The sequence below is a fragment of the Amycolatopsis sp. cmx-4-61 genome (assembly GCF_046548775.1).
Classification (GTDB): Bacteria; Actinomycetota; Actinomycetes; order Mycobacteriales; family Pseudonocardiaceae; genus Amycolatopsis.
The window spans coordinates 49,427-74,621 of record NZ_JAEBEI010000021.1 but is presented as its reverse complement, the minus strand read 5'-3'; the positions used below and the strand labels follow the sequence as shown (position 1 = coordinate 74,621).

Here is a 25,195-nt window from a genome sequence, read left to right as displayed (position 1 = left end):
GTCGTCGCGACCGCAGTGGCGCGGGCAGGAGCCTAATGGCGAACCTGCTGCCCGACGCGGACCTCGAGCCTGCGCTGCGGGGTACGACCCGTCGCGTCGGCCGGTGGGTGGCGTGGTTGGCCGTGCTGGCCAGCCCGTTGCTGACGATCATCGGGTTGGTCGTTCTCCAGCCAGCGGGTGCGCCGTTGATGCGGGACGGTGGCGCACCCGCGCCCTCCAGCTCTCCGGAGGGCTGGGCGGAGATGTACGTGCGCGCCTGGCTTTCTGCGACCCGAGACGATCCGGCCGGACTGGAGACCTTCTACCCGCCGGGGATGAAGTCGCAGCGAGCGGCCGGCACCCAGGTCCCGGTCGACACCGCCGTCGTCTCGGCGACTTCGCCGGTGCCCGGGGTGTGGTCGGTCGTCGTGGTCGCAGACGTGCTGGTGCTGCAGCCGGACGGTAAGCGTAAGGTGTCGCTGCTGTGTGCCCAGGTCGCGATGGCCGGGACCGGCGACACCTACGTCGCCACCTCGCTGCCCTCACCGGTTGCGTGCCCCGGCACACTCGGCGCAGCCGCGCTCGCCTACGACGAGGTCGCGGACCCTGATGGTCCGATCGGGCAGTCGGTCGCGGGGTTTTTGGCCGCCTATCTGGCGGGGCAAGGCCAGCTCGATCGGTTCGTTAGCCCGGGAGCAAGCCTCGGCCTGCCGAAGCCGGTGCCGTTCGCCGCGGTGCAGGTGGCCGAGGTGCGGACGCACGAAAAGTTCGAGCCGGGGCAAGCCGCCCGGCCGCCCGACGGGACCGCTGTCCACAGCCTTGTGCGTGCCTCGGCCTGGGACGCCACCGGGCAGAGCACCTCAATCGACTATGCGCTGACCCTCATCGCGCGGGCCGGCCGGTGGGAGATCAACCGCATCGATCCGGCGCCGCTGATCGCGGGCCGCTAGGCCGAGGAGAATTCCGATGATCGTGCTGGCCGCGGACGTGAAGTCCTGGATCGACACCAACCTGGCCTGGGGTGACCAGTCCGTCCGGCGGCTGATCCTGCTGGCGGCGATCGTCGGCGGGATCGGGCTGCTGATCGGCACCCGCGGGAACTTCACGCGAGCAATCAAGTACGGGGTGATCGCGGCGATCTTCCTCGGCATCCTGCTCAACCTCGACGCGGTCGCCGGCATGTTCGGCGCCTGGTTCACGCATTGACCGCGCCGAAGGGCCGCGGCGACGTCTTGGTCGGCCGGTCCTATACCCGGTCGCGGCGGTTTCCGCGGATGTTCGGGCGGATGCCCGGCCGCGACGGCGGCTACCTGCCTGGCGGCCCGTACACCGTGACCCAGGGCGCGTTGTTCCTGGTCCTGCTGGTCGTGGTGTGGAAGCTGCCGCTGCTGGACTGGCTCGGCCCGGCTCGTTGGGGGTTGCCGCTGTCGGCGGTGTTCGTCCGGCGAGCCCGGATCGAGTCGCGCACCCCGCTCGGCTGGCTCGTGGGCCTCGGCACGCACCTCCTCGCCCCGAAGTCCGGCACTCTCGGCCGCCGCGCGTACCGGCCCGCGCGACCGGAGCGGACCCGCGCCGCGCTTTACGTACACCTTCGCGATGAGGTCGATGTGCCGTCGGCGCCGGTGTCGTCGCTGCAGCTGGTTTTGGCCCAGGCTCGGGAGCGGTGATGGACAGCCCGGTGACCGACGTGGCGGGGAATCTGCTGTTCTGCGTCGACGGCTCGACCTGGGCCGTATGGCGGGTACTACCGCACGAGAGCGCCCGCTCCGCGGGACGGCAGCTGCGGGAACTTTACGACCGCACCGTGACGCTGATGAAGTCGCTGCGGGGCGAGGTGATGATCGCGTCGCTGTGCGAGCAGGTCCAAGCCCACGCGATCGTGCAGCGCTGCCTCGAGGGCATCAACCTAGACGCCAACCCGCACTGGGCGGAGACCGTCCACAACGCCTGGGACCAGCTCGACACTCTCGATGTCCTCGGCCGCAGCTACTGGCTCGCCAAGCCCCTGGCCGGGCACGGCTGGAGAGCGGGTGCCCAGGCCATGCTCAAGGCGACGAGCGCAGCGCTGGCCGAACAGCTCGGTCTTCCGGCCCGTCCAGCGTCGGTTGCCGCGCTCACGGTCGGCCGGGAGCGGGCTCGGGTCGCGGCGCAAGAGCTCGGCGGTTCCGTCCCGCTGCGGCCGGCGACGGAAGCCGAGCTGCTGTGGTGGCTGTGTCGCGCCCCGGTCCGTGGCGTCGACGAGCCCCAGCTCGACCGCACGACCGCGGTGCACAACACCGGCGCCACAGTGCGGCGAGGGAGCGGGCGCGCGCGGCTGACGGTGCTGCGCTCGTGCGTGTTCGACGAAGGCGGTCGCACCGACCCGCCCGAGGACCGGGCGGGCTGGGGGCCGCTGGGGCTGTTGAACCGCCGGTTCGTCAAGTGCGTGACCCCGCATGACGACGGCGCCGTCGCCAGCTACCAGGCCTACCTCGTCCTGGCCGAGATGCCCCGGGCGTTCACCTTCCCCGGGCACGAGATCCTCGCCCGGCTCGCCGACATCGGCTTCGGCGTCGACTACGCGCTGCGGATCACCGCCCGCTCCAACGAGGAGGCCCGCGCGGCCAACCGGCGCCGCACCCGCGACCTGATGAGCCAGGACGAGGAGCACGCCGGCGACACCGCAGGCGTCCCGGCGGACGTGGTCTCGGCGCAGGAGGAGATCCAGCACAAGAACGCCCGCCTCGGTGCCAGCTCCACCGAGATCGACCTCGAAGTCGGCGTCGTCGCCGGTGTCTGGGGCGCCACCGGCCAGGAAGCCGACGCGCGTGCCAAGGCGCTGCGGCAGGCGTTCCTGGGCGGGGAGTACCGGTGGGAACGGCCGCTGGGCGGTCAGCGGCAGCTCTACCAGGCGCTGCTGCCGGGGAGCCGGACGCCGATGGTGGTGCGCGAGTGCAGCCAGAACCTCCTCGCCACCGACGCCGCGATGCTGCTGCCGGTCTCGGCGACCGACTTCGGCGACCCCGCCGGCGCGCTGTTCGGGCTGACCGTCGATGGCGGCGCCATCACCCCGTTCCTGCTCGACCCCACCTACGGCCCCACCCACGACTCCTCCGGCGGCATCGCCGTGATCGGCGAGCTCGGCGCCGGGAAATCGGTGATCCTGAAGAACGTCGCCGCGGTTGTCCGGCTGATGCTCGACGGGCGGGTGATCGTCATCGACCGGACCCGCAGCCGCGAATGGGCACCCGTCGCCGCCGCGCTGCCCGGCAACGCACCGATCGTCGACATCATCGACCCCAATCTCGACGACCGGCCCGCCGCGGCCGAACTGCAGCACTCGTGCGACCCGCTGCGCGTCTTCCGCAGCGCCAGCAAGTCCAGCACCGGGATCGCCGAGACGTTCTTCGCGTCTTGGCTCGACCTGGAGTCCAACTCCGCCGAACGGGACGCACTCGGCCGCGGACTTGATGACGTCAGTGGTCACCCGGAGGCATCCAGCAATCGGCTTGTCGACACGCTCCGGCGACACGGTGAACGGGACCCCGCTGCTCGGGCGCTCGCGGATCGGCTCGAGCGGCTGCGGCGCGACCCGATCACCCGGCCGATCTTCGATCCGGAGCTGACGCCGGTCGACCTGTTCGGCGCCGACATGGTGGTGTTCTGCACCAACGAGATCCCGCTCCCCAGCGCGCTCGAGATGAGCAACGAACGGATGGCCGCCCGGATCCCGCCGCGCAAGCTCTTCGGCCGCGCCTTCCACCTGCTCATCGCCGCGATCGCCAAGGAAATCTGCTTCACCCCGGGCCGGTGGGGCGAGTTCATCTGCGACGAGGCCTACAACGTCACCGGCACCCCCGAGGGCCAGCAGATCGCGCTCGAGTTCGTCCGCGACGGCCGCAAACACGGCGCCGACGCCGCCTTCGGCTCCCACGCACCGAAAGACCTCGGCGACGACGTCCTGCGCGGCCTGATCGCGGTGCGGTTCCTCGGTCGCCATCGCGACAACAGTCTTGCCCGCAGCGGCCTTGCCTGGCTCGGCGTCGACCCCGCTGACACCCGCTACCACGAGATCGTCACCAAGGACCTCTCCCCGTTGAACCCGGCCGGCGGCGAAGACGAGCGCCGAGCCCGAGCAGGGGAGTTCCTGGTGCGCGACCACGCTGGCCGCGTTGGCAAGGTCAAGGTCGTCACCCAGCCGTACCGCACGCTGCCGGACGCCGTCCTGACCACGCCGTCCGTCACCCGGGGCCACCAGGCGCATTGAACATCGCTCCGCCAGCCGTGTCTTAACAGGACACGACGAGGCTGGAGGCGACTGGCGATGAAGTGCACGGCCGGCGGAACCCGCGTTCTTGCGCTCGCCGCGGTGATCGTCCTCATCGGACTGTTCACGCCCCAAGCCGCGACGGCGCAAACGCTTCCTCTGGCGCCGAACCCGCCGGAGCCGACCACCTCGCGCCCACAGAACCCGTGCGAGCCTTATCCGACGTGCCTGTGGCTGCCGGGAGATGAACCAGCGCCGCAGCCGGATCCGGACGCGCCACCGCTGCCCTTACAGGACGGCCCCGGGCATCACGTCCACCTTGGCGGGATCTTCAGCATCGACGACGGCTACGGCCGCGCCCTGCACCACTACGACCTCTTCGCCAACCTGCCCAGCCTGCTGGACAACCCGATGCCGGCGATCTGGCTGTGGCTGGGCAACATCGGCTTCGCACTCGGCAAGTACGCCGTCGGGTTCTCCGTCTGGTTCACCGAGTGGGCGGCCTCCACCCAGGTCTTCGACTGGATCAAAGCACCGGCCCGCGACCTCGAAGGCATTTGGCAGACCTCGGTCATCGGCGACCTGCAGCTGCGCCAGATTGCGATGCTCATCGCCACCTGCTACCTCGGCTTGCTGTTCGCCCGCGGCCTCACCACCCGGGCCTGGCGGGAAACCGCGTCCACCATCGCGGTCAACGTTCTCGCCGTCGCGATCCTCACCCACCCTGTCGACGTCCTCGTCGGTGACGACGGTGTGTTGTCCCTGTCCCGCGATCTCGCCGCCGATGTCTCCAGCGTCATCATGGGCCAGGAACCCGGCAGCACCGGGAACCCGGCCGCGCCGATCGGTCAGGCGTTCATCGACAACCTGCTGGTCACGCCGTGGGAGACGCTCAACTACGGCACCCCGATCAGCCGCGTCAAAGGCATCGCCGGAGCCTGCCAGTACTCCGTCAAGCGCGTCCTCGACGACGGGCCGTGGTCCGGCAAGGACGACAGCACCAAAGCCCGCGAACTCGACGGCTGCCCCGGCGACTACGGCAAGTACAACGAGGTCGCCGACGGCGACCGCACCCTCGGAGCTTGGCTGTACGCGGTCGCGATGGTCCTGTTCGCGATCCTGGTGATCTGCCTGAACACCGTCCAGGTCCTGGCCCCGTACCTGCTGCTGTTCGAGGGCCTGTTGCTCGCGCTCGCGTTGGTCGCCGCGCTGGTGCCCTCGATGCAGCACCAGCTCGCCTACCGTGTCAGCTCGATCGCCGCCACCATCGCCCGGCTGCTGGCCGGCATGGTCTTCCTCGCCGTCATGACCGTGCTGCTGCGCACGCTCATGCTGGCCGACCTCGGCCCGCAGCTGGTCCGGTTCGCCGTCATCGACCTCGTCGTCTTCTCCGGCTTCCTCTTCCGCAAACGCCTCGCCGCGAACCTCCAGCGGGTCCGCGGCCAGCTCAACTCTCGGCTCCAGCGGCTGGGGCGACCTCGAAGCGCTCCGAAAGCGTTGCCGACGCCGGTCGCCCCCGCAGGTCCGGATCGGTTCGCCCGCACGGCCAAGGCCGGGACGTCGGCATTCGCGGAGACCTTCGCGCCGGTCGGACGGCTTAAGGAGCGCTTGGTCGCTGCGGGCCGCACCGGTGGGCAGGCCGGGGGACAGGTGCTCAAGTACACCGTGGGCGCGCCGGTCTCGTGGCCGCAGGCCGCGCAGCGCGCGCAAACTGCACTCACCGCGAAAGCCGGTATGGCTAAAGCGGCACTGGCTCGCCGAGCCGACGCCGCGAAGACCTACGCCACCGCCTACGCCGGGAATCTCGGAACGGCGACGGGAGCGCGACCCGCGTGGCACGCGGCCGCCACCGTGCTCACCGCACTCGGCAACCGTTCAGGCGGGCAGAAGCCGGCAGCGTCGACGTACCTCGGCGAGGAGTCCGCCGGAGTGACGCCGCCGGCGACCGGGCGTAAACCGGCGTTCACCGGCACTGACCTCGGGGCTGCTGCCCGCGGGCGCGGCTTCATCACGAAGACACCGGCGGAGACCACACTCCCACCCGCGATGCTTCCGCCGCCCGTCCCATGGGCGCAGCGGCTGCGCGAACGGCTCGGCAACGCCGCCGGCCGCCAGTGAACCCGCTGCTCGCCCTGCGAGCCGCCGAGACCGCACGAGACCAGCTTCGGGAACACCCGGCCCGCTGGGGTTGCGTGGCCGTGGTCTTGCTGCTCGGCCCGCCTGCCGTCTGCGTCCTGATCGTCGTCGTCCTGCTCACGACGCTCGCCGGAGCCGGCGACTCGAACTCAGCAGCCGTGCCAAACGGCGGCCAGGTAGGCGACATCCCGGCCGACTACCTCGCCCTCTACCGCGAAGCCGCCCAAACCTGTCCCGGCCTCGACTGGACGATCCTCGCCGCCATCGGCAAGATCGAAACCAACCACGGCCGCTCCCAGCTCCCCGGCGTCCACAGCGGGGAAAACAGCGCCAAAGCCGGCGGCCCGATGCAGTTCCTTCAGTCGACGTTCGACGGTGTCGTCGCTCGCCACCCGATCCCGCCTGGCGGTGCGCACCCGCCGTCTCGGTACAACCCGCACGATGCGATCTACGCCGCAGCGGCCTATCTCTGCGACTCCGGAGCCCGCGACGGCCGCGACCTGCACGCCGCGATCTTCGCCTACAACCACGCCGAGTGGTACGTCCGAAAGGTCCTCGATCAGGCGGAGAAGTACAGCTGCGGCGCGGTGCAGGCGCCGAATGACGCTGTCCATGCCGCGATCCAGTTCGCCTGCAGCCAGTTGGGCCTGCCATATGTCTGGGGTGGTAACGGCCCAGCCAATGGCGATCGAGGGTTCGACTGCTCGGGCCTCACGAAAGCGGCCTATGCTGCAGCCGGGATCGATCTGCCGCGCACGGCCCAAACCCAGTACATTGCAGGTCCCCGCGTGGCTCCCGACCATAGCCAGCCGGGGGACCTCGTGTTTTTCGGAACAAGCACGGGCCACATCACCCACGTCGGGCTGGTCATCTCGGACCATTCAATGATCAACGCGCCGGACTTCGGCAAGCCGGTTCGGATCGACCGCATGGGAAAACCTCTTGGCGCCACACGACCAAGTGGCTTCTGATCGCTCGTTGTGGCCAAATGACGTGGCTTGCCAAACGGCCGACGTGCCCGATCCGTCGGCAGCTGTAGCGGCGGACTGGGTTACGGCGACTGAGTTGGCATGGAAATCGAGTTGGCGCATGCAGTTGCCGCGTTGCGGGACGAGTTGATCGAGGCAGCCGCGTGGGGCGCCGGGCACGACGTGGAACTGGCTGTCGGGCCGATCGAGCTGGAGTTTTCGGTCGAGCTGCGCAAGGACGCGAAGGTCAAGAGCGGGTTCAAAGCGTGGGTCGTCACCGCCGACGGCGAAGCCGGGCTCGCGCGAGGACGCACACAGCGGGTTCGCCTGACATTGACCCCACGGCGTGCCGACGGCAGTGATCTTCTGGTGTCGGGCGACCCGGATCGTCCGGCAGGCCCGGGGGATCTGTCCGGCGTCGGGCGCTGACATCGATGCTGCGCGATAGTGTGGTCGCGGTGACCGGCTCGGGTGGACCGGGCTCCGGTTACCTGCTCGGGCCCGGTCTGGTGCTGACATCGGCACACGTGGTCGGTGCGCCGGCTGCCCCGGTGTCGCTCTTTCAGCCCGGTAGTTCTGAAACAAGCACCGGCCGGGTTGTGTGGTGTGGTACTGAGGAGGATCGCGACGCGGCACTGGTTCTGGTCGACGATCTCGGCTGGCCGGCGGACCAGCCCTCCGACGGCTTGGTCCGCTGGGGCCGTCCGGTCACCCACCGCCCCGGGATCCGCTGTCGCTGCTGGGGTGTGCCGGACATCGTGCAGCGCAAGGACCGGCCGATCGAGCTGGCGCAGCCCGAGGGGACGCTGAATCCCGGCGACCGCATGGTCGGAGACCGCTACCTGATCCGCCTCGACGGTCCGCCGCCGGAGTCTTCCGCACGCGGCCGCTCGCCTTGGGGCGGGATGTCCGGCGCCGCGGTGTTCGCGGCGGACCGGCTGGTCGGCGTGGTCGCGAGCGATCCCGCCGGCTGGCGGCACGGCGTCCTCGAAGCAGTGCCGGCGCACCGGCTCTACCGCGACCCGGCGTTCCGCATGACGCTGGAAGAGCACGGACCCGCTCCGGTCGCGTTCGACGGGATCGAGCTGGCTGGGCTCGCCGATGACGACGTGGCCGGCAGCCGGGCCGACGTGATCACGCCCGCCGGCCTGCTGCACGCGCATCACGCGGTCGTGCCATTCCACGGCCGGGATGACCTCCTCGCCCGGCTCGCCACCTGGGCGGACGAGGCCGGGACAGGCGTCTGGCTCGCGCACGGCCAGGGCGGCCAGGGCAAGACACGGCTGGCGCACGAGTTCGCCGTCCGGCTGCGGGACCGCGACCGGGTGGTGCTCTGGCTCGGTGAGCGCGCGCCAGGCGCGGCGCTCGAGGTGATTGCGGACGTCGTCGAGCCGGTCCTGGTCGTCGTCGACCAAGCGGAGTCGCGGGTGCAGCAGGTGGCCGACCTTCTGCGTGCGCTGAGCCGGCGACACGCTGCCCCCGCGGTCCGGATCTTGCTGCTGGCCCGGACCGCCGGCTCGTGGTGGGAGCAGCTCGGTGACGCCGGCGAGTCCGCCCGTGCCCTGATCGCGCGCGCGTCCATCACCGAGCTGCCGCCCCTGGACACCACGCTCGCCGGCCGACGTGAGACCTACCGGTCCGCGGTGGTGTCGTTCGCGACGGCGCTGGCCGGGATGAACACCGGCCGGGCGATCGACTGGGCCGGCGTCGGTGCGGAACTCGCGCGGACGGGGCACTACGACAGCGAGGCGATGGACTCGGTGCTCGCCCTGCACATGACCGCGCTGACCGACCTGCTGGACGCTCCGCGTTCCCTGGAGGACACCGGTGACCTGGGGCAGGCGCCCGAGGACCGGCTCCTGGGCCACGAGAGCTTCTATTGGCGTACGACGGCCGTCGCACGTGGCCTGCTCCCGGCGATGAGCCAGACCACCCTGGACAACGTGATCGCGGCCGCGGTGCTCCTGGGGCCACCGTCCGTGCCGGACGTCGATGCGCTGCTGGACCGGGTGCCCGGCCTGGCCGATCAGTCCCAGGATCGGCGGCAGCAGGTAGTCGAGTGGCTCGCCGGGCTGTACCCGTCCTCGGACGGCAGGCGGGCGTTCGACAGCGTGCGTCCGGACCGGTTGGCCGAATGGCTGGTCGGGCGGATCCTGCGCGATCCGAACCGGGCCGCGGTCGTGGCGTCCTTCGCCGGTGAGGCGTCGGATGACGAGGGTGCCCGTCTCGTGGCCGTCTGCGCACGTGCGGCCGCGCATCCGGCGCACGGTGCCGGGGTCGGCGAGTTCCTGACGCGGCTGTGCGTGGAGCACGCCGGCGCACTCGCCGTGCCCGCACTCCGGGCCGCGACGCAGGTCGCTGCACCGCAACCACTGTTGACGGCGCTGGACGACATCGTCACGGATCCCGCGACGAGCATCGGTGTGCTGGAACAGCTCGTCCGGGAATTGCCGGATCAGAGCCGCATCCTGGCCCGCTACGCCGCCCTGCTCATCGAACGGCTGCTGGAACGCTACGACGAGATGCCCGTGGACGACCCGCTGGCACGCGACGCGAGCCTCGCCGACCTGCTGAACAACCTGTCGATCCGGCTCGGCCCGCTCGGCCGGGAAACCGACGCCTTCATCACGATCACCGCCGCGACCAGCGCGTACATCGAACTGGCCAAAGTGCGCCCGGAAGCGTACCTGCCTGGCCTGGCCGCGTGCCTGAACAACTTCGCGAACCGGCTGTCCGAACTGGACCGGCAGGAAGAGGCACTGGAGGCGATCGGCAACGCGGTCCACATGTACCACGGGCTGGTGCAGGGCCGGCCGAACACGCACCTGCCGCACCTGGCCACCAGCCTGGGCAACCTGGCGACCATTCTCGGCGAGCTGCACCGCCGAGAAGCCGCCTTGGGCAGCGCGAACAAAGCGATCAGCATCCGGCGCGGCCTGGTCGACAGGCTGTCCGGCGCTTACTTGCCGGAGCTCGCCCGCGGACTGCGCAACCTCGCCATCCTGCTGCGTGACGCCGACCGTCACCCCGAGGCCCTCGACGCGATCGACGAGGCGGTCGCCATCCTCCGCGAGCTGGCCGACGCGCGCCCGGACGCCCACCTTTCCGACCTGGCGCGGAGCCTGGCCGTCCGAACCCACGCATTGACCGCACTCGGCCGAGCGGCCGAAGCGCTGGCGTGCGCGGAAGAAGTCGTCATGACCTGTGAAAGACTCGCGCAGTCGCGGCCGGACGAGCACCAGCCACTCCTGGCGAACCAATTGCTGATCGCCGCCGGCCTGTTCGCGGAAGCCGGACAGCAGGACAAGGCGATGGCGGCAGCGACCCGGGCAGTGCGAGTCCGGCGTGAAATCCCCGGCAGTGAAAAGGATCTTGCCGACGCACTGCACTGCCTCGCGGTCCTCCAAGCCGACCTGGGCAGCGGGGCGGCGGCGATCGAATCGGCTACCGAAGCCGCGGCCATTCACCGAGCGGAGGCCGAGCCACGGACGACCGCATTGGCGAACGTCCTGAACAACCTCTCTTTGTGGCTTGGTGTCGAAGAACGGTGGCCGGAAGCGATCGCAGCGGCAAGGGATGCCGTCGACCTGCACCGGGCCGGCGACCCGGCCACGACCTCGGAGGCCCTGGCGACAAGCCTGACCAACCTCGCGGTCGCGTACGGTATCCAGAGAGATTGGACGCTGGCGCTGTCGGCGATCGACGAGGCGATCCGATTGCGCCACGCCCTGACCGAGGACGACCCGGAACGCCATCGTGCCTCGCTGGACCAGTCCCTCACGGTCCTCTCGTGGGTCACTGACAGCGCTGGCTACGACGAGCCCATTCCGCTGCCCCGCGAAGCGAGACCCAACGGCTAGACAAATGCCGGCCACCGGAGCGTGACGCGCGCATCGAGGCAGCCGGCTGATGGACGTGTCTCGCCTCATCAGGGCAAGTGAGGAGGCGGCCTGACATGAGTGTGGCTGATATGGCTGGAGCGATCCTTGGCTACTACGTTGGCCAAGCGTTCGCTTCTCCGAGCCAGACGTGGACTTTCGCAGCTCACGAGCCGATTTCCGGGTTCGCTCCGAATGCCGACATGTTCCCCGGTACGCATGGCCGTCAGGTCATGCTGGGGAACAGCGCGCCGAAGGCGCTCCGTCCGGGCGACGTGGTCGCGAGCGGCGCGTTCTGGTGGGTGACCACCGTCGCGGCCGCGATCCTGATCGCGGTTTTCGTCCTCCACCGACACCTTCGTTCCCACCACCTCCGCTCCCGTGTCCGGTTCGATCTGCTGCCGACGGCGACGTTCGATCCGTCGCCGCAAGCTGTGCTCGCGTTCGCGCACCAGCTGGGGCGGGTGCGGCCGGTGCGTGGGTGGGTGCCGAAGTCGGTGGTGGGGGTGCGGGTCCGGTTCAGTACGGATCCGGAGTTCGGGAAGATGGTGATGAGCGTGGAGGGGCGCGAGTCGGTAACCGGTGTGCTCAACAAGCTCGTTTACCCCGACGTCGAGATCCGGCGGGCGGCGATGGCAGAGGGTGAAATGTCCTGCGTCGGCGGCGAGGGTGATGTCTCCTCGCCGCCGACGGGACGACAGCGGTGATCTCTCCCTAGTGATCTGCTGGCCACGACGGTCAGGCGGCGGCCTTCTTGCGTGAAGTGCGCTTCCGCGGGGCGGGTGTTTCCGCTTCGGCGACCTGGGCCTGCTCGTAGGCGGAGACCACCTCGGAGGAGAGACGTCCCCGCTCGGAGACCTCGTAGCCGTTCGCGTTGGCCCAGGCACGGATCTGCTGGTTGCGCTCGCGGTCGGAGGCGCTGCTCGTGGTCGACTGACCGGTGGCGACACGGACCTTGCGGCCGCCGATACGGCGTCCGGCGCCGATGAAGCGGGCCAGTTCGTCGCGCAGGGCGGTAGCGTTGTCGTCAGAGAGGTCGATTTCGTAGGTCACGCCGTCAAGGCCGAACTGCACGGTCTGGGCGGCGGCGCCGCCATCGATGTCGTCGAGGATCTCGACGAGGACTTTCTGTGCCATTGAATGCTCCTCGGGGTGGATGTGCGTCCAGGAACACCTGCAAGTTGCAGATTCTGCGATGTTCTGTCAGCGAGTGTATCCACAACACCGCTGGAAAGGAAAAGTCACCCCCGCCGTTGACTGCATCAAAACCGTGCGGAGCCTCCCGTGACTGATGGTGCAAACCGTTTCGTGGGAGGAGAACCCGCCGTGCATCGTCAGCCGTCTTCGCCGGAAGTTCATGTGGCGCGAGCCGAGCTCATGCTGGCGCGGTCTGCGCACCTTCCCTTGTGTGCCTTGCCGATCCGGCCGGACGATCCACTTCAGACTCTGGCGAACGCATTCGGTGACGTTCGCGTCGATCTCGGTGAGTCGGTGCAGGTCTGCCTTGATCTGATCCCGTTGACGCCGGCGCGTATCCGCCACGTCGCTCGTCGGGTCATGCAGCATTCCGGGGGAAACAGTGTGAGGCCGTTCGGCGTAGTCGCCGACGTCGCCGCGGAACTGCTTGGTGAGTTCTTACCCATCGCTCGCGCGCAGGCCAGCGGGCGTTCCCGGAATGTGACACCCTCGCCTCAACGAGTGAAGAACAAGTTCGAGACCGACGAGCCGGTATTCGCCGTCCAGGTCCTGATCCGCTGTGTCTCGGAAATCCCAGGCCGGGCTCAGGCGCACCTGCGCAGCGTCATCGGCGCGTTCGACATCTTCCGAGGTGAGAACTACTGGCGGGTCCGCGGCCCGCGGGTCCTCGGCTGGCACTTCGGCGCGGACACCGCGGGAGTGCGTTGGCTGTTCGACCGTCGCTTCCGGACCGGGCTGGCGAAGCCGCGGCCGGGATCGCTGGTGACGACCAGCGAAATCGCGGGCCTGCTGAAGCCGCCGTCCGGGCGTTGCCAATCACCGGCGATCGCTCGCAGCCGCGGCTGGGTACTCCCCGCGCCGCGCGAGATCCCGACGTACCGGCCGGGGACGGGACTGGTGCGGCTCGGCTACGTCACCGACGTCAACGGCGACGAGCGACTGGTCGGCGTGCCCCTGCGCGAGCTGCTGTTCTCCGCCCGCTTCGGCAAGGCCGGGTTCGGGAAGACTGAAGAAGCCCTGGCCCAGGCGATCGAGATCGCCCGGCTCGGCGGCGGCGTGTGGTTCCTCGACCCGCACGCCGACGGTTGGAAGCGCGCCAAGCCGTATCTCTCCGATCCGGGGCTTCGGGCGCGGTTGTGGGAGGTCAACCTCGACGTCCGCGGCCGGGGCAAGCGCTTGCCCGGATGGAACCCGCTGAGCATGCAGGGCTTCACCGAGTCCGACATCGAAGACCGCGTCGACGCGGTCGTGACCTCGTTCGCCGCAGCGCTGGGGTGGGGCGACGCCGCACCGCGGGCAAAGTCGATCCTCACCAAGGCCTGCGAGGCGCTGTGCTACCTCGCGATGCGGCTCCCGGCGGACTGCGCGCCGACGATCTTCCAGATCCCGGCCCTGCTGGACGACGAGACCTGGCGCGATTCGGTCCTGCCGGTGCTGAAGCCGAGCGTGCGCCGGTACTGGACGGACTCGTTCCCGAAGCTGGCCCCGGACGCGACCACGGTCGTCACCAACATCATCAACCGGCTCCGGACCAGCCCGACACTCTCGGCGTTCCTCGGCTCTTCCGTGACGACCTACGACGTGCGGCGCGCGATGGATACCGGGCGGATCGTGTTCGTCTGCACCACCGGGACCGGCGAGACGAACAAGCTGATCACGTCGTTCATGATCTACGACCTGTTCCGCGCCGGCCGCTCCCGCGCCGACACCCCGGTCGAGCAGCGGCGCAGGTGCGACGCGTTCGTCGACGAGCTCGCCGCGGTCGACGGCGCCTCCCGCGGCTACCTTGCCGCGATCCTCGAGCAGCTGCGCAAGTACCGGGTCGCGCTGCACGCGATGAACCAGATGCCCGACCGGCTCGCCGCGGAGACGCGGCGGGCCCTGTTGCAGAACCAGTCGCTGCTGATGACCTCGGCCGCCGCGATCGACGGCGCCCGCACCGTGGCCCGCGAGTTCGGCGGACTGGTCCAGCCGGCGACCGTGACCGAGCTGGAGCAGTTCCACCACGTCGTGACCGTCACCCTCGGGGGCCAGCGCACGACGCCGTTCAAGATCCGCGGCCTGCACGTCGACGACGAGTTCGCCGAGCACTTCCACCCGGAGTGGAACGACGAGGTCGACCAGGCCCTCGACGCCAACCTCGCGCGCCGCCCGATCGGTGAGGTCCTCGACGAGCTCGAGGACCTGGATGACCGGATCCTCGATGCCTTACAGGCCGTGCGGCCGGCCCTGTCGCCGCGGCGTGGACGTCCGCCGACCCGGGGCAGCGGTGCCGGCATCGACCTGACTTCGAGCGTGGAGTGATCATCGTGGACGTCTTCCAGCGTGAGGCCCTGACTGTTCTCTACTGGCATCGGCTGGTGTCCACGGAGCAAGTCCGGCGGCTGGTGGCCCCGACGCTGTCCCCGGTCACCGTGCGCGCGAGGCTTGCCGGCCTGCGGCAAGCCGGGCTGGCCGACCGGATCACGCGGGAGCACCGGCCCCGCACCTGGCACGTCACCCCGGCGGGAGCGGAGGTCGTCGAGGCGGCCGGGGCGGTCGACGCGCGTGCGTATCGGCTGCCGGGCACCGCGGTCGCGCACCTGCTGCAGGAGCACACTCTCGACGTCGTCGAGACCGGTCTCGTCTTCGTCGAGACAGCCAGGGAGCACGGCCACGAGTGCGGTCCGTTGTCCTGGACACCGGAGGTCGCGCACCCGTTCCGTGACCGGGCGGGAGACCGGCGCGGGGTCGTGATCGCCGACGCCGTCCTGCACTACGTGCTCGAGGAGGCTGGCAGGCGGTCGCAGCGGACGCTGTTCGTCGAGCTGGACCGCGCGACGATGCCGGTCGCTCGGCTGGCCCGCAAGCTCGTCGGCTACATCCGCTACCACGACCCCGCCCCAGCCGGATCAGGCCGGAAGCCGGCATGGCGGGAGCGGTACTCCCGGTTCCCGCGAGTTCTGATCGTCCTGTCCGGCGCTTACCAGGCCGTGCTCGAGCGCCGGCTTGCCGACCTGCGCGCTCAGGCCCAGGCCATGCCCGTGGTGAGCACGGCGGCGGGGCGGGTCGACATGGTTGCGACGACCTTGCCCCGGCTCCTGGAGCACGGCCCGTTGAAGCCGGTGGCGATGCCGTTGCTCGGCGATCCGCGGTGGGTGACTGTGTTCGGCAGGCTGTCATGACCGAGGCGCCGACCGAGGTCGTGGCGCAGTTCGGGTTGTCGCCGCGGCTGCGGCAACGCCGGTTCGCGTTGCTGCCGCTGCGTGGCGAGGGCACGCCGTTCACTGACCTGCAGGGCCGGCTCCCTGGCGATGCCACCACGCCGGCCGATCTCGCGGATCTGATCTCCTCGATCGCGAGCGTCGGCGTGCTGCAGCCGGTGCTGGTCGAGGAGGTCGATGCGGGTGACGGGTCGCATCCGGCGATGAAGCTGGCCGCGGGGGAGCGGCGGCTGCGCGCGTGCCGGTGGGGTGCAGTGCACCGGCCGGATAACCCGCATTTCGCCGCGCTGCCCGCCGTGGTCTGCCCGGGCCCGCTGTCAGACGAGGAACGGCGGATCTGGCAGCTGGTCGAGAACCTCGCCCGGGAAAGCCTGCGGCCGGGCGAGCTCGCCGCCGCGTTGGTGCTCGACCGCTGCGCTGTCCTGCTGGGCAAGCTGCTGGCAGGCGGCCACGCCGTCCCGGCCGAGGTCTATGCGATCGACGACCCGATCGCGCGCTTCGCCGCGATAGAGCGCATTCGCGGGAGCGACAAGCGCTGTGCCGCGCCGTGGGCGGAGGTCTTGAGCCGGCTCGGTCTGCAGCTGAGCCCGCGCAAGGCCCGCGAGCTGGTCCGGGCGTTCGCGGAGATGCCTCGCGAGGTCGCTGAGGAGATGGATGAGGCGAAGGTGTCGCTGCACACCCGGATCCGGTTCGTCGAGCTGCGCCGTGGCCGGGAGCAAGCCGCTGCGGACATCTGGGCCGCGGTGAAACACACCGGCCGGACCCGGCTGCTGCCGTCGGCGCTCGCCGCGGCCAGCGCCGACGAAGAGCTGAGCGCGGACCAAGCCCTGGTCCAGGCCGAGCGCGTTCAGGAGCAAGCCGACGCCGCTCGCGCCGACAAGCTCCGCGCCAAGCCTGAGGGACAGGTCTCCGGGGTTGACTCCCGGCTCGTCGAGCGTGCTCTCGCTGCCCTGCGCCAGCTGCTTCTCGCGCTGATACAGGGAGCTGAGCTGGGCGAGCATGACCGCGGCTCGGTCGCGCTGTTGCTGGATCAGCTCAGCGACTTCCTCCATAAGGGAGGGGTCGCGTGAGCACCTTCCTTGGCATGCCCAATGCGCCAGCGGCGCGGTGCGACTGCCGGCGTTGCCCGTGGTATTCGGAGGCCGAGCCTGCAGTCGCCATCGCGCCGTTGTGCTCCGGCTGCAACTCCGACTGCGCCTACTGCGGCTGCGCCCGCACGGTCTGCCGGGCGTGCCCGATTCGCTGCGGTTCCCGCACCGACATCGACGTCTGGATGCGCGACGTCGGCGGCACACTCGAGTTCGACGATCTCACCGTCACCACCCCGCTGCCGGCCTCGTTCCCGTCCTTTGTCCCGCAGGTTGACGGTTCCAGCGTCGCCGAGCTCGATGCGGTCGTGCGGTGGCCGGCGTACGCGGTGGGGCTGCGGCGGGTGTTTTCTCCTCGCACCCACACGCTCTACCCGCGCTGGAGCGACGGCCGGACCGCGACCGAGATCCTGGAGGTTCCGGACACCGCGCTGACTGTCCTGAGTGGATACGGGGAAGACCCGCTCGTCGAGGCCTTCTGGACCGCCCGCCGCCGCGACGACCTCATCGGCCGGATCGCCGGTCTGCGGTTCGGGCTGGTGCTGGCGCCGAACTACTCGATCTACGGCAACTGGCCCCGCGCCGAGCACCTGATCAACATGCGCCGCTCGCTGATCATCGCCGCCGAGTTCGCTGCCGCCGAGATCCCGACCGTGCCGAACCTGTACTGGTACCGGCTCGAAGACCTGCGCCGCCTGACCGACTGGGTCGTCGAGACCGGGCCGGCGGCGGTCGCGGTCAACGTCCAGACCGTGCGGGAGAACACGAACTGGCAGACCTGGGCGCTGCCAGGCTTGTCCTGGCTGGCCGAGAACCTCCCGCCGACGCTGGTGGTGTTCTTGACCGGGTTGTCGAGGCGGGACCGGATCGAGACCGCGCTCGAGCTGTTCGGCGATCGGCTGGTCGTGATCAGCCAGAACCCCGCCCAGTACGCCATGCACGGCGCCGTGATGACCGCCGACGGCCGCCAGGACGTCCATGCGCGCATCCCGGACGCCTTCGCCCACTCGGTCCGCTACATGGCGTCGCTGTTTCCGCACGAGTCCGTCACCACCGGGGGAGGCAGCTGATGCGCCTGTGGGTCCTGCTGGGCTGGTCACCCGAGTACGGCGCCGCGGTCACCGCGGTCGGAGTCCTCGGCATCGAGAAGACCGAGAGTTTCGTCGAGTGGATCCCGCGCGAGTATGAAGCCGGCCGGATCTGGCGGGAACGCCTCGCCGGCGCCGGCCCGCAGGAGGTCCTCGAGCGGATGCCGTTCTGGGCCGAGACGCTCGTCGCGTCCGCCGCGGAGGTCGAGCCGATCGTGCCGGACGCGACGCTCGAAGCGGCGGTGCGGGCGCAGGTCGACGACATCCTCGGATCGGCACGCTAGCCGCCGGGCGCTGCGATGGGGACCAACGCGAAGACCGACCACGCCGCTTATGCCGTCGCTCCGGCGGGCCCGAAGGCCTACGCGCCAAGCGCTGGCGATGACGCGTTGCTGCAGCACTTCGCGGCCGTCTGCGCGCACACCGAGGAGCCGGCGGACACTGCGGAGGAGAACCTCAAGTTCGTCGCCGGCATCGTGCAGGGCGGTGTTGATCCGGACGACCCGTACGGACCGCCAGGGATCGACGTCCCCGACAACCCGGTCGGAGGCTTCGGGCTGTTCTCTGCCGCGGTCGGTGCCGCGCTTGCCGCCGAGAGTCAGGTTTCCGACACCGCGGCGGGGCCCTACCACCAGCAGTTGCAGGTTCTCACGGCCGAGTACCTGGCTGGCTTGACCCCTGAGGAGCTCGCCGAGATCGCCGCGGCAGCGGGGTTCGATCATCCAGAACTTGTGGGGATCGCCGGGCAGGCGCCGCATCCGCTGGCGGTGTGGCTGGACCCGTCCACGCCCGCCGGCAGCGAAGCCAAGAAGAAGATTCAAGCGCTCGCCCACGCCCGGCACGCCGCGCTGTGTGCCGGGGAGACCGTCAACGGCAAGACGCTGAGCGAATGGAACATCGCGGCCGCCGCCGCGGCGCTACCGCCCGGGTTCGAGGGCTGGCCGGCAACCGAGGCTGACCTCGCCGCGGTGCAGGCGGACTTCGACACATTCGTCGCGGTCGTCGCCCAGCAAGGCCCGTCAGCGACGCCGGACAAGATCGCGACGCTGCTGCACTGGGAAAACCAGATCGCCACCGCGCAGAATCCCGCCCTGGCCGGCGACTTCAGCGCCGCGACCGCGGCGGCTCGCCACCAGGTCGACCACCTGCTGGGGTCGGTCACCGCAGCTCAGCTCAGCACGGCCGTAGCGACCGCGAAACTCGGCGGACAGCTCGACGACAACCAGCTCCAGACGCTGGGCGCTCACCAGGTGCTGCAGCTGCTGCGGGCATCGACGCCGGCCGGCGAGCGGGACGAGATCAGCGGTGTTGTCGCCGAGCGGACGGCAATGCTGGCCAACTCGAAGACCTGCGCGGGAGAAGTCTCCGCGGTCCTCGCCGGGAACTCCGGCCCCCTCAATCACGGGACGGCCGGTGCTCTGGTCCAGCAGGTGCGCGCGATCGCCGAAGTCCACGCGGCCGCTACGACCTGGGACACCGTCGAACCCGCGCCGGTCCACCAGGCTGTGCTGCAAGCTGGTCAATCGAAGGTGCTCGCCTGGGCGGACGAGCAGAAGGTCGCCGATCTCCGGAAGTTCGTCGTCGGCAGCGGCGTCGCGACCGCCGCGGAAGCCAGCGTCGCGACCAAGGCAACGCTCGGGAAGCTCCTACAAGGGCACTTGAGCGCCTCGGCGGCCGACGTCACCACGATCAAGAGCACGCTGAAAGCGAAGCCGGAGCTGAAACCCGTGGTCGCCTCGCCCGTGGCGGGCACGTCGCGCAGCCGGTTCGGGATGCAGCACGCGCAGCTCGTCGCTGCCCTGCAGCACGCCCAGGCCGCGCACACCGCTGTACCCAAGCCACTCGATCCCGCGGCGGTCGCGGCCTGGGACTTCGGTACGGGGCAGCCCGCGAACCTCGGCGGCACGCACCCGAAGACACTCCACACCGGACCTGACGGCACGACCTGGATCGCCAAACGCGAGAGCAAGCCCCACGCCGGCGCCATAACCCAAGCCGAGGCCGCGGCCTCGCGGCTGGCGGCGCGGGCTGGACTCCCGGCGGTGCCGGTGTATGCGACCAAGGTCGGCGGCGAGCCGGTCAGCGTGCAGCCGTTGCTGCCGGGGGCGAAGCCGATGTCGGGGACGCCGGCGAGCTGGTCGCAGGCCGACGTCGACGAGGTCGTGCGGCTGCACGTCACCAGCTGGGCGCTGGGCAACCACGACGCCCACCACGGCAACGTCCTGCGCACCCCCGCCGGCGGCCTGGTGCCGATCGACCAGGGCCAGGCGTTCAAGAACTTCGGCCGCGACAAACTCGCCCTCGGCTACCGCCCGAGCACCACGGCGGTCTACCACGAGATCTACGACGCGCACCTGGCCGGCACACTCGGCAAGGGCGTGCAGGTCAACCCGGCCGTCGCGCACTCGGTCATCCGCCGGCTCGAGTCCGTCCCCGACGCCGAGTGGCGCGCCACCCTGCACACCACCGCCTACGCCGGAGCGAGCCAGGACGTCACGTGGGTGGCGCCGATGCGCACCCGGGCGGCGAAGACTCACGGCAGCGCGGAATCCGCGGTCACCTCGAGCCAGATCGCGGAGTCCTTTCTGGACTACGCCGTTGAGCGCAAGAAGAACCTGCGGCGTGACTTCGTGAAGTTCTTCACCGAGGAGGTCAAGATCTCCTCGGCTGCGGCCCTGCAGCACCTCGGCAAGACGTGATGGGCACCAACGCCAAAACCACCCATGTTCCCTACGCCATCACACCAGCTGAGACCGCGACCGAGGCACAGCCCGCCCCAGCCGACGACGCACCGGAACTCGTACCCGTCGCCGATGAACCACTCGAGGTCGAGCCGGGACAGTTGCCGGTCACCCCGATCCCGCTGACCCCTGATGTGGGACATGCGTACGGGGAGCCGGTCCTGGTCGGTGGCGCCGACCTGCTCGCTTCCACCGCCACCTTGGTCAGCTACGAGAGCACGGACGGCCCGCGGATCGTGCTGCACGCGCGGGTGGACGAGGCCGCGGACGCCAAGTTGCTGGATGCGCTCAACATCAGCCCTGAGATGGTTCCGACGCAGGTCGAGCAGCAGGTCACCGGCCGGCTGCCGGTCGACGAGCAGCACGCTCTCGCCGAGAAGCTCATCGCCGCGGCCAAGAGCGTCAGCCACCACATCACCAACGGCACCCTCGACGCGCAGACGGCGCCGCCGGCGACGACCGCGAAGAAGATCGCCGCCGCCGACGCCGCGATCGCCGGGCTCGCGGCCGACCTCGGCGACGCGGCGTCCCCAGTGGAGCAAGCCATGCTTGAGTACTACGTCGGCCGGTTGGAGGCCGTGCAGCACGCCACTACGACCGGTACCCCGATCGACCATGTCGCGCCGTTCCTGCACGAAGGCACCGCGCTGGTCACGGTGATGGTGCCCGCCCTGCCGCCCGAAGCGTCCAGCGACACCGCGGTCGCGGTGCTGCGGGACGCCACCCGGATCAAGCCGAAGCTCGACACCACCACCGGGCAGGCCAGCTGGGACGGTGCCCGCGCGACGAACGTCCTGGGCAAGGAGTACGCCATCGACCTCGGCGACGGGTTCCAGGCCGTCTACCGCCCCTACAGCGTCAATGACCCGGCGAAGTCGGAGTACTCGCTGCGTGGCCGGCTCGAGGTCATCGCGCCCGCAGGCGAGGGCCACGGCCCCGAGCTTGTCCGCCGCCTCGGACAACTGAACCTGGCCAACCGCCCCATGACCCGTGATGAGGGCGAGTACAGCTACCTGACCGCCAACGTCACCGCCCAGAGCCTGGGCACGCACGCCGAGGTTGCTGCGGCGCGGGTGACGGGGGAGCACTTGGAGGAGATGGTCCGGCAGGAGATCTTCTACGAACGCGCCCACGAAGCCGTCGGCATGACCGACACGCAGCTGGCCAGCTTCGCCAAGGGAATTCAGCTCGAAGCCCACACCCGTGCTCTGCCGGCGAAGGTGCAGGTTCTGCGCGACGCGGTCGCCAAGGCGACCGGCTTCGCCGACGGCGCCGCTCTGGCTGGCAGCCCCGGTTACGATCCGGCGCCGCAACGTTCGGCCGGCTGGCTGACCTGGAGCCGGTTCGACGTCGGCAACTCACTGTCGAAGCTCAGCGGCGCCGTCGCCGGCCGGTCGCTGGTGCACAAGACGTCGGCTGCCGGGCTGAAGGCGATGCTGGCGACGGGAGTGCTCGCCTCGACCGAACGCCGCACGACGATGGGTACGCACCAGGGCGTCGGCATGAGTGAAGGGGCGGACAAGCTCAGCGGTGGCGCGAGCTCGGTGTTCCTGCGCGTTCGCAAGACCTCGTTGCTCGAGTCGGAGCCGAGCCTGGTGTGGGATCAGCCCGAGCGGCTGCTCGCCCGCGCGGACTACTACGGCGCCAACGCCGACACCTACGGCGCGGTCAACCCGGCCGGCAACCACTCGATATCGAAGGCCACCCGCGACCCGTTCAAGATTGCGAAATTCACCAGCGCGAGCAACGAAGTCATGTTCGCCGAGGGCATCGACCTGCTCGGTCCCCAAGGCCCCAGCCGAATCCTCTGTGGCAGCAAGGCCCAGCGGGACGAGATCCGCATGATGCTGCTGGCCAAGGGTGTCACCACGATCGCCGGCAAACCCATCGAGGAGGTCGTGACCGTATGACCGACAGCCACCAGCTCTCCCCGGCACAGCTCATCGCCGTCATGGACGATCTGCTCACCGGACGCGGCGACGATGCCGGGCACGACCTGCCCGGCGCGGAGCTTGTCGTGTTCGACGACGACCGTGAGGTGTTCCGCGCTGCTCTCGCCCGCCACGCGCGCCTGGATGACGAGGACCCTGACGTGATCTGGATCCGCCCGATCGTCACCACGGGCGGGTCGGGCTCGGGCCTTCCGGGGTTCGACCTGGCGATTGTCCGCCGTCGAGCCCTGCACGTCGCCGCAGCTCGGCGCGACGGGCGGCGCGTCGTTCTCGACCTCGTTACCGGGCAGCGTGCGCACGTCCGGCCCGCGCGCGGTCCTCAGCTGGCGGTGCTGCAGGACTTCGACACCTGGATGACCACCCTGACCGCCGCGCAGCGCGCCGAGATCGGCGCACTCGATCACGACTGAATCCACGCCGATCCCTGAATCCATGTCTTCAGCGACGGCGGGGCGGTGGTGGGGATGCAGAACGTCAGCGGGCCGGTCCCGCAGCTGGAGATGGTGGAGTGGGTCGTCGACCATTACGAGGCGCACGGCCACCTGCTCATCCACGGCACGACGCTCGGCGAGATCGTCGGCCGGGCAAGGGCACTCTGACCCGGTGGGCTGCCGGCACGCCCGGCGGCGTCCGGCTGAAGATCGTTCATGCTGGGTGGTGGCGGGCCGAGCCGTGCCGGTGCCGCCGGTCGCTGGCCAGCTCGAACCATCCCGGCTGGCACTATCACCGTGCTGCCGCGGGCGACGTTGGCGCGTGGCGAGGTGCCGAAGTCCGTCTCGTGCTCAACCCGTGTCGCCGTGGCGGCGATCAATGAGCCTGCTGCTGCGGGTGATCGCGGCGGGCACGCCGGCCTCATCGTGCATCAACGCCTCATGACCGAGGACATGTCTCCGGTAGAGCAGCCCGGTGATCGGAGACGACATGGACGACTACGCCGAGAACGACCTCGACTACGCCGCGACCTCCGCGGCGCAGCGTTTCGATCTGGACCAGGTTCAGGCCCGCGAACTGGTCGACCTGGTCGCAGGCGCCTTCACCGAAGGCGGCGACGCCGTCGAAGACGCCGCATGGGACGTCCAGGACCGCGAGCCCGGCGTGGCCGGCGAGGACTTCGTCGACGACGTCGCCGAGAACCTCGGCTACGACCTGCCCCGATGACCGCCGCACCCGACGACAGTGCCGCGCGTTACCTCGTGCTGCAGCGCAAAGGCACGCTGTTTCCCGCGATCGCCACTGCGGCCTACCAGCTCGTTCACTCGCCGGTGTGGCGCGGACGGCGCCCGGTCGATCCTGCGCCGCTGCTGGCGACGCTGGAGGACGCTGCCGTGCAGGTCGCGTTCTTCAGCGGCCAGGAGCTCAACGCCACGTTGGAACGGCTCGTCGCCGCGGGGCACGAGTTCGCGGCCGGTGCTCAGGCGATCCAGGCCCGCAGTCGGCCGAGCTTCGGCGGCGCAGTCGAAGAACCGGCCCGAGCAGAGGACGACGCCGCGCGCCGCGCACTCGACCGGGCGATCACAGCGTTTGTTCAAGCAGCACGGGCGGACTTGGGTATCGAGGAGCCGTGGCTGTCGATCCATCCGATACCAGACGTGCGTTCCTGACCAACGCCACAGATCTGTCATGAGGCCGGAGGGCGATCGACGGGCGTGTCGACGAGGTTGACCGTTTTGGAGATTCGTACGGGCGCATCAGCTGGTCCGCGCCAGTGGCCTGCGATCGGCGTCAAGCGGCGGAACTGCCGGCCCGGGCCATAGGCCTGGTTGCGGATGAACGGTGCGACCGGGAACCGGACGCTGACGGTGCGACCGCTCGGTTCGCCCGGCTTGGCGGAGCCTCGAACGCGCTTGCGGCTGACGGAGACGACGCGGACCGGCGTTGCGTTGTGGCCGGCGCGCTCCGCGCGGATGCGTTGCGTGCGGGGAAGGTGTTCCTCGGACGTCTCGGTGAGTGTGTTGGGAGTACAGAAGATCCACGCTGCGTGCACGGTTTGCAGCCAGCCCAGAGTGGTCTGCGCGGCGGCGATCCGCCGGGAATCGACCGCGCGCACCCCGTCTCCCGGGTCCGGCACTTCCGGACGTCCGGCACCCCACGGCATGTAGACCTCGTTGTCCCAGGTGAGTTCCGCGGCTTGCGACCGGGCCATGACGTCGGCCTCCCGCGGGTTCGCTCCGGCGGCACGCGCGAGACGGCGGAAGGCGGCGAAGTCCGTGGCACTCCAGAACGTGACCCACAGCCCGCCGGTCGAGCTGGAAAGCAAGTCGGTCTCGCCCCACGACACAGCCACGATGTCGATGCGCACGCCGTCGTCGCGGATGTACTCGGCCATCGGTTCGGCGAACAGCATGAACCCGGTGTGTGCCGGGATGTCGTGCGGCTGGATGCCCCACTCGTCCTTGAGGCTGGGCGCCGCCTGCCGGATCAGCGTCGTGATGTCGGCGGTCACGTAGAAGAGCTGCGCGTGGCGCAGCCGTTGGTGCTCGTCCTCGAGCAGGAGAGCAGCGCCGACTTCAGGGCCGGTGTCGGGGCGGATCGTTCCGCGGCCCGCCGTCAACGCCGCCAACGTGAACAGATAACCCGGCTCGGACCGTAGGTGGTCAGCCAGGTGCCGCGCAGCGTCGGCAGTTGGCGGGGAGGCGGTGGTTTCCAGGCAGGTGAATCGGCTGGCTGGCTCATCAGGTGACCTCCGCAAACCTTGTGTACTAAGTGTTCTCGGTTTACC

The 25,195-nt window shown here is 70.0% G+C and carries 22 protein-coding genes; 20 read left to right on the top strand and 2 right to left on the bottom strand.

All coding sequences use genetic code 11. The features are described from left to right. Positions 1-35: 35 nt before the first annotated feature. The 9 genes from ACLJOU_RS39220 (at position 36) to ACLJOU_RS39180 (ending at position 11,914) form a co-directional block, all read left to right on the top strand. A complete protein-coding gene (locus tag ACLJOU_RS39220) occupies positions 36-929 on the top strand; it encodes a conjugal transfer protein (protein WP_410574334.1) in 894 nt (297 codons plus the stop codon). Between the two features lie 16 nt (positions 930-945). Further along, the gene (locus ACLJOU_RS39215; protein ID WP_013229063.1) at positions 946-1,185 is read left to right on the top strand and encodes a hypothetical protein; all 240 of its coding nucleotides are present in this window, start codon (positions 946-948) and stop codon (positions 1,183-1,185) included. Between the two features lie 80 nt (positions 1,186-1,265). Further along, complete coding sequence (locus ACLJOU_RS39210) at positions 1,266-1,646, top strand: hypothetical protein (protein ID WP_410574333.1); 381 nt, start codon at positions 1,266-1,268, stop codon at positions 1,644-1,646. Then, positions 1,646-4,225, top strand: a complete 2,580-nt coding sequence (locus ACLJOU_RS39205; protein WP_410574332.1) for an ATP-binding protein — start codon at positions 1,646-1,648, stop codon at positions 4,223-4,225. The genes ACLJOU_RS39210 and ACLJOU_RS39205 overlap by 1 nt, the downstream gene beginning before the upstream one ends. A gap of 57 nt (positions 4,226-4,282) precedes the next feature. After that, on the top strand, positions 4,283-6,343 hold the full coding sequence (locus tag ACLJOU_RS39200) for a hypothetical protein (protein WP_410574331.1): 2,061 nt from the start codon (positions 4,283-4,285) through the stop codon (positions 6,341-6,343). Further along, a complete protein-coding gene (locus ACLJOU_RS39195) occupies positions 6,340-7,332 on the top strand; it encodes a C40 family peptidase (protein WP_410574330.1) in 993 nt (330 codons plus the stop codon). The genes ACLJOU_RS39200 and ACLJOU_RS39195 overlap by 4 nt, the downstream gene beginning before the upstream one ends. Positions 7,333-7,431: 99 nt before the next feature. Continuing rightward, positions 7,432-7,758 carry a trypco2 family protein gene (locus tag ACLJOU_RS39190; protein ID WP_410574329.1) on the top strand — a complete coding sequence of 109 codons (327 nt, stop codon included), beginning with the start codon at positions 7,432-7,434 and terminating at the stop codon, positions 7,756-7,758. A 317-nt stretch (positions 7,759-8,075) separates the two neighbouring features. Continuing rightward, positions 8,076-11,189 carry a tetratricopeptide repeat protein gene (locus tag ACLJOU_RS39185; protein WP_410574328.1) on the top strand — a complete coding sequence of 1,038 codons (3,114 nt, stop codon included), beginning with the start codon at positions 8,076-8,078 and terminating at the stop codon, positions 11,187-11,189. A gap of 95 nt (positions 11,190-11,284) precedes the next feature. After that, on the top strand, positions 11,285-11,914 hold the full coding sequence (locus ACLJOU_RS39180) for a hypothetical protein (RefSeq protein ID WP_410574327.1): 630 nt from the start codon (positions 11,285-11,287) through the stop codon (positions 11,912-11,914). A 31-nt stretch (positions 11,915-11,945) separates the two neighbouring features. Here the strand turns inward: ACLJOU_RS39180 and ACLJOU_RS39175 are convergent, their stop codons facing one another. Beyond that, positions 11,946-12,344 (bottom strand): histone-like nucleoid-structuring protein Lsr2, encoded by a 399-nt coding sequence (locus tag ACLJOU_RS39175; RefSeq protein WP_410574326.1) that lies wholly within the window; start codon positions 12,342-12,344, stop codon positions 11,946-11,948. Between the two features lie 561 nt (positions 12,345-12,905). Here ACLJOU_RS39175 and ACLJOU_RS39170 point away from each other — a divergent pair. The 11 genes from ACLJOU_RS39170 to ACLJOU_RS39120 all read left to right on the top strand — a co-directional run bounded on the left by ACLJOU_RS39170 (position 12,906) and on the right by ACLJOU_RS39120 (position 24,077). After that, entirely contained in the window at positions 12,906-14,708 is a 1,803-nt protein-coding gene (locus ACLJOU_RS39170) for an ATP-binding protein (RefSeq protein WP_410574325.1), read from the top strand. After that, complete coding sequence (locus ACLJOU_RS39165; protein WP_410574324.1) at positions 14,705-15,568, top strand: replication-relaxation family protein; 864 nt, start codon at positions 14,705-14,707, stop codon at positions 15,566-15,568. Before ACLJOU_RS39170 ends, ACLJOU_RS39165 begins: the two co-directional genes overlap by 4 nt. Continuing rightward, positions 15,565-16,677 (top strand): ParB/RepB/Spo0J family partition protein, encoded by a 1,113-nt coding sequence (locus tag ACLJOU_RS39160; RefSeq protein WP_410574323.1) that lies wholly within the window; start codon positions 15,565-15,567, stop codon positions 16,675-16,677. Before ACLJOU_RS39165 ends, ACLJOU_RS39160 begins: the two co-directional genes overlap by 4 nt. A 14-nt stretch (positions 16,678-16,691) precedes the next feature. After that, positions 16,692-17,765, top strand: a complete 1,074-nt coding sequence (locus ACLJOU_RS39155) for a hypothetical protein (protein ID WP_410574322.1) — start codon at positions 16,692-16,694, stop codon at positions 17,763-17,765. Further along, positions 17,765-18,067 (top strand): hypothetical protein, encoded by a 303-nt coding sequence (locus ACLJOU_RS39150; protein ID WP_410574321.1) that lies wholly within the window; start codon positions 17,765-17,767, stop codon positions 18,065-18,067. Before ACLJOU_RS39155 ends, ACLJOU_RS39150 begins: the two co-directional genes overlap by 1 nt. A 15-nt stretch (positions 18,068-18,082) precedes the next feature. Further along, a complete protein-coding gene (locus ACLJOU_RS39145; protein WP_410574320.1) occupies positions 18,083-20,482 on the top strand; it encodes a hypothetical protein in 2,400 nt (799 codons plus the stop codon). Then, positions 20,482-22,434 carry a hypothetical protein gene (locus tag ACLJOU_RS39140; protein ID WP_410574319.1) on the top strand — a complete coding sequence of 651 codons (1,953 nt, stop codon included), beginning with the start codon at positions 20,482-20,484 and terminating at the stop codon, positions 22,432-22,434. Before ACLJOU_RS39145 ends, ACLJOU_RS39140 begins: the two co-directional genes overlap by 1 nt. Further along, entirely contained in the window at positions 22,431-22,886 is a 456-nt protein-coding gene (locus tag ACLJOU_RS39135; RefSeq protein ID WP_410574318.1) for a hypothetical protein, read from the top strand. The genes ACLJOU_RS39140 and ACLJOU_RS39135 overlap by 4 nt, the downstream gene beginning before the upstream one ends. Before the next feature lie 54 nt (positions 22,887-22,940). Further along, positions 22,941-23,075 carry a hypothetical protein gene (locus ACLJOU_RS39130; RefSeq protein ID WP_410574317.1) on the top strand — a complete coding sequence of 45 codons (135 nt, stop codon included), beginning with the start codon at positions 22,941-22,943 and terminating at the stop codon, positions 23,073-23,075. A gap of 307 nt (positions 23,076-23,382) precedes the next feature. Further along, on the top strand, positions 23,383-23,634 hold the full coding sequence (locus tag ACLJOU_RS39125) for a hypothetical protein (protein WP_410574316.1): 252 nt from the start codon (positions 23,383-23,385) through the stop codon (positions 23,632-23,634). Beyond that, positions 23,631-24,077, top strand: coding sequence for a hypothetical protein (locus ACLJOU_RS39120; RefSeq protein ID WP_410574315.1), 447 nt, complete (start codon positions 23,631-23,633; stop codon positions 24,075-24,077). Before ACLJOU_RS39125 ends, ACLJOU_RS39120 begins: the two co-directional genes overlap by 4 nt. 17 nt (positions 24,078-24,094) lie before the next feature. Here ACLJOU_RS39120 and ACLJOU_RS39115 read toward each other — a convergent pair whose 3' ends face one another. Then, positions 24,095-25,036 (bottom strand): hypothetical protein, encoded by a 942-nt coding sequence (locus tag ACLJOU_RS39115; RefSeq protein WP_410574314.1) that lies wholly within the window; start codon positions 25,034-25,036, stop codon positions 24,095-24,097. Positions 25,037-25,195: the final 159 nt, after the last annotated feature.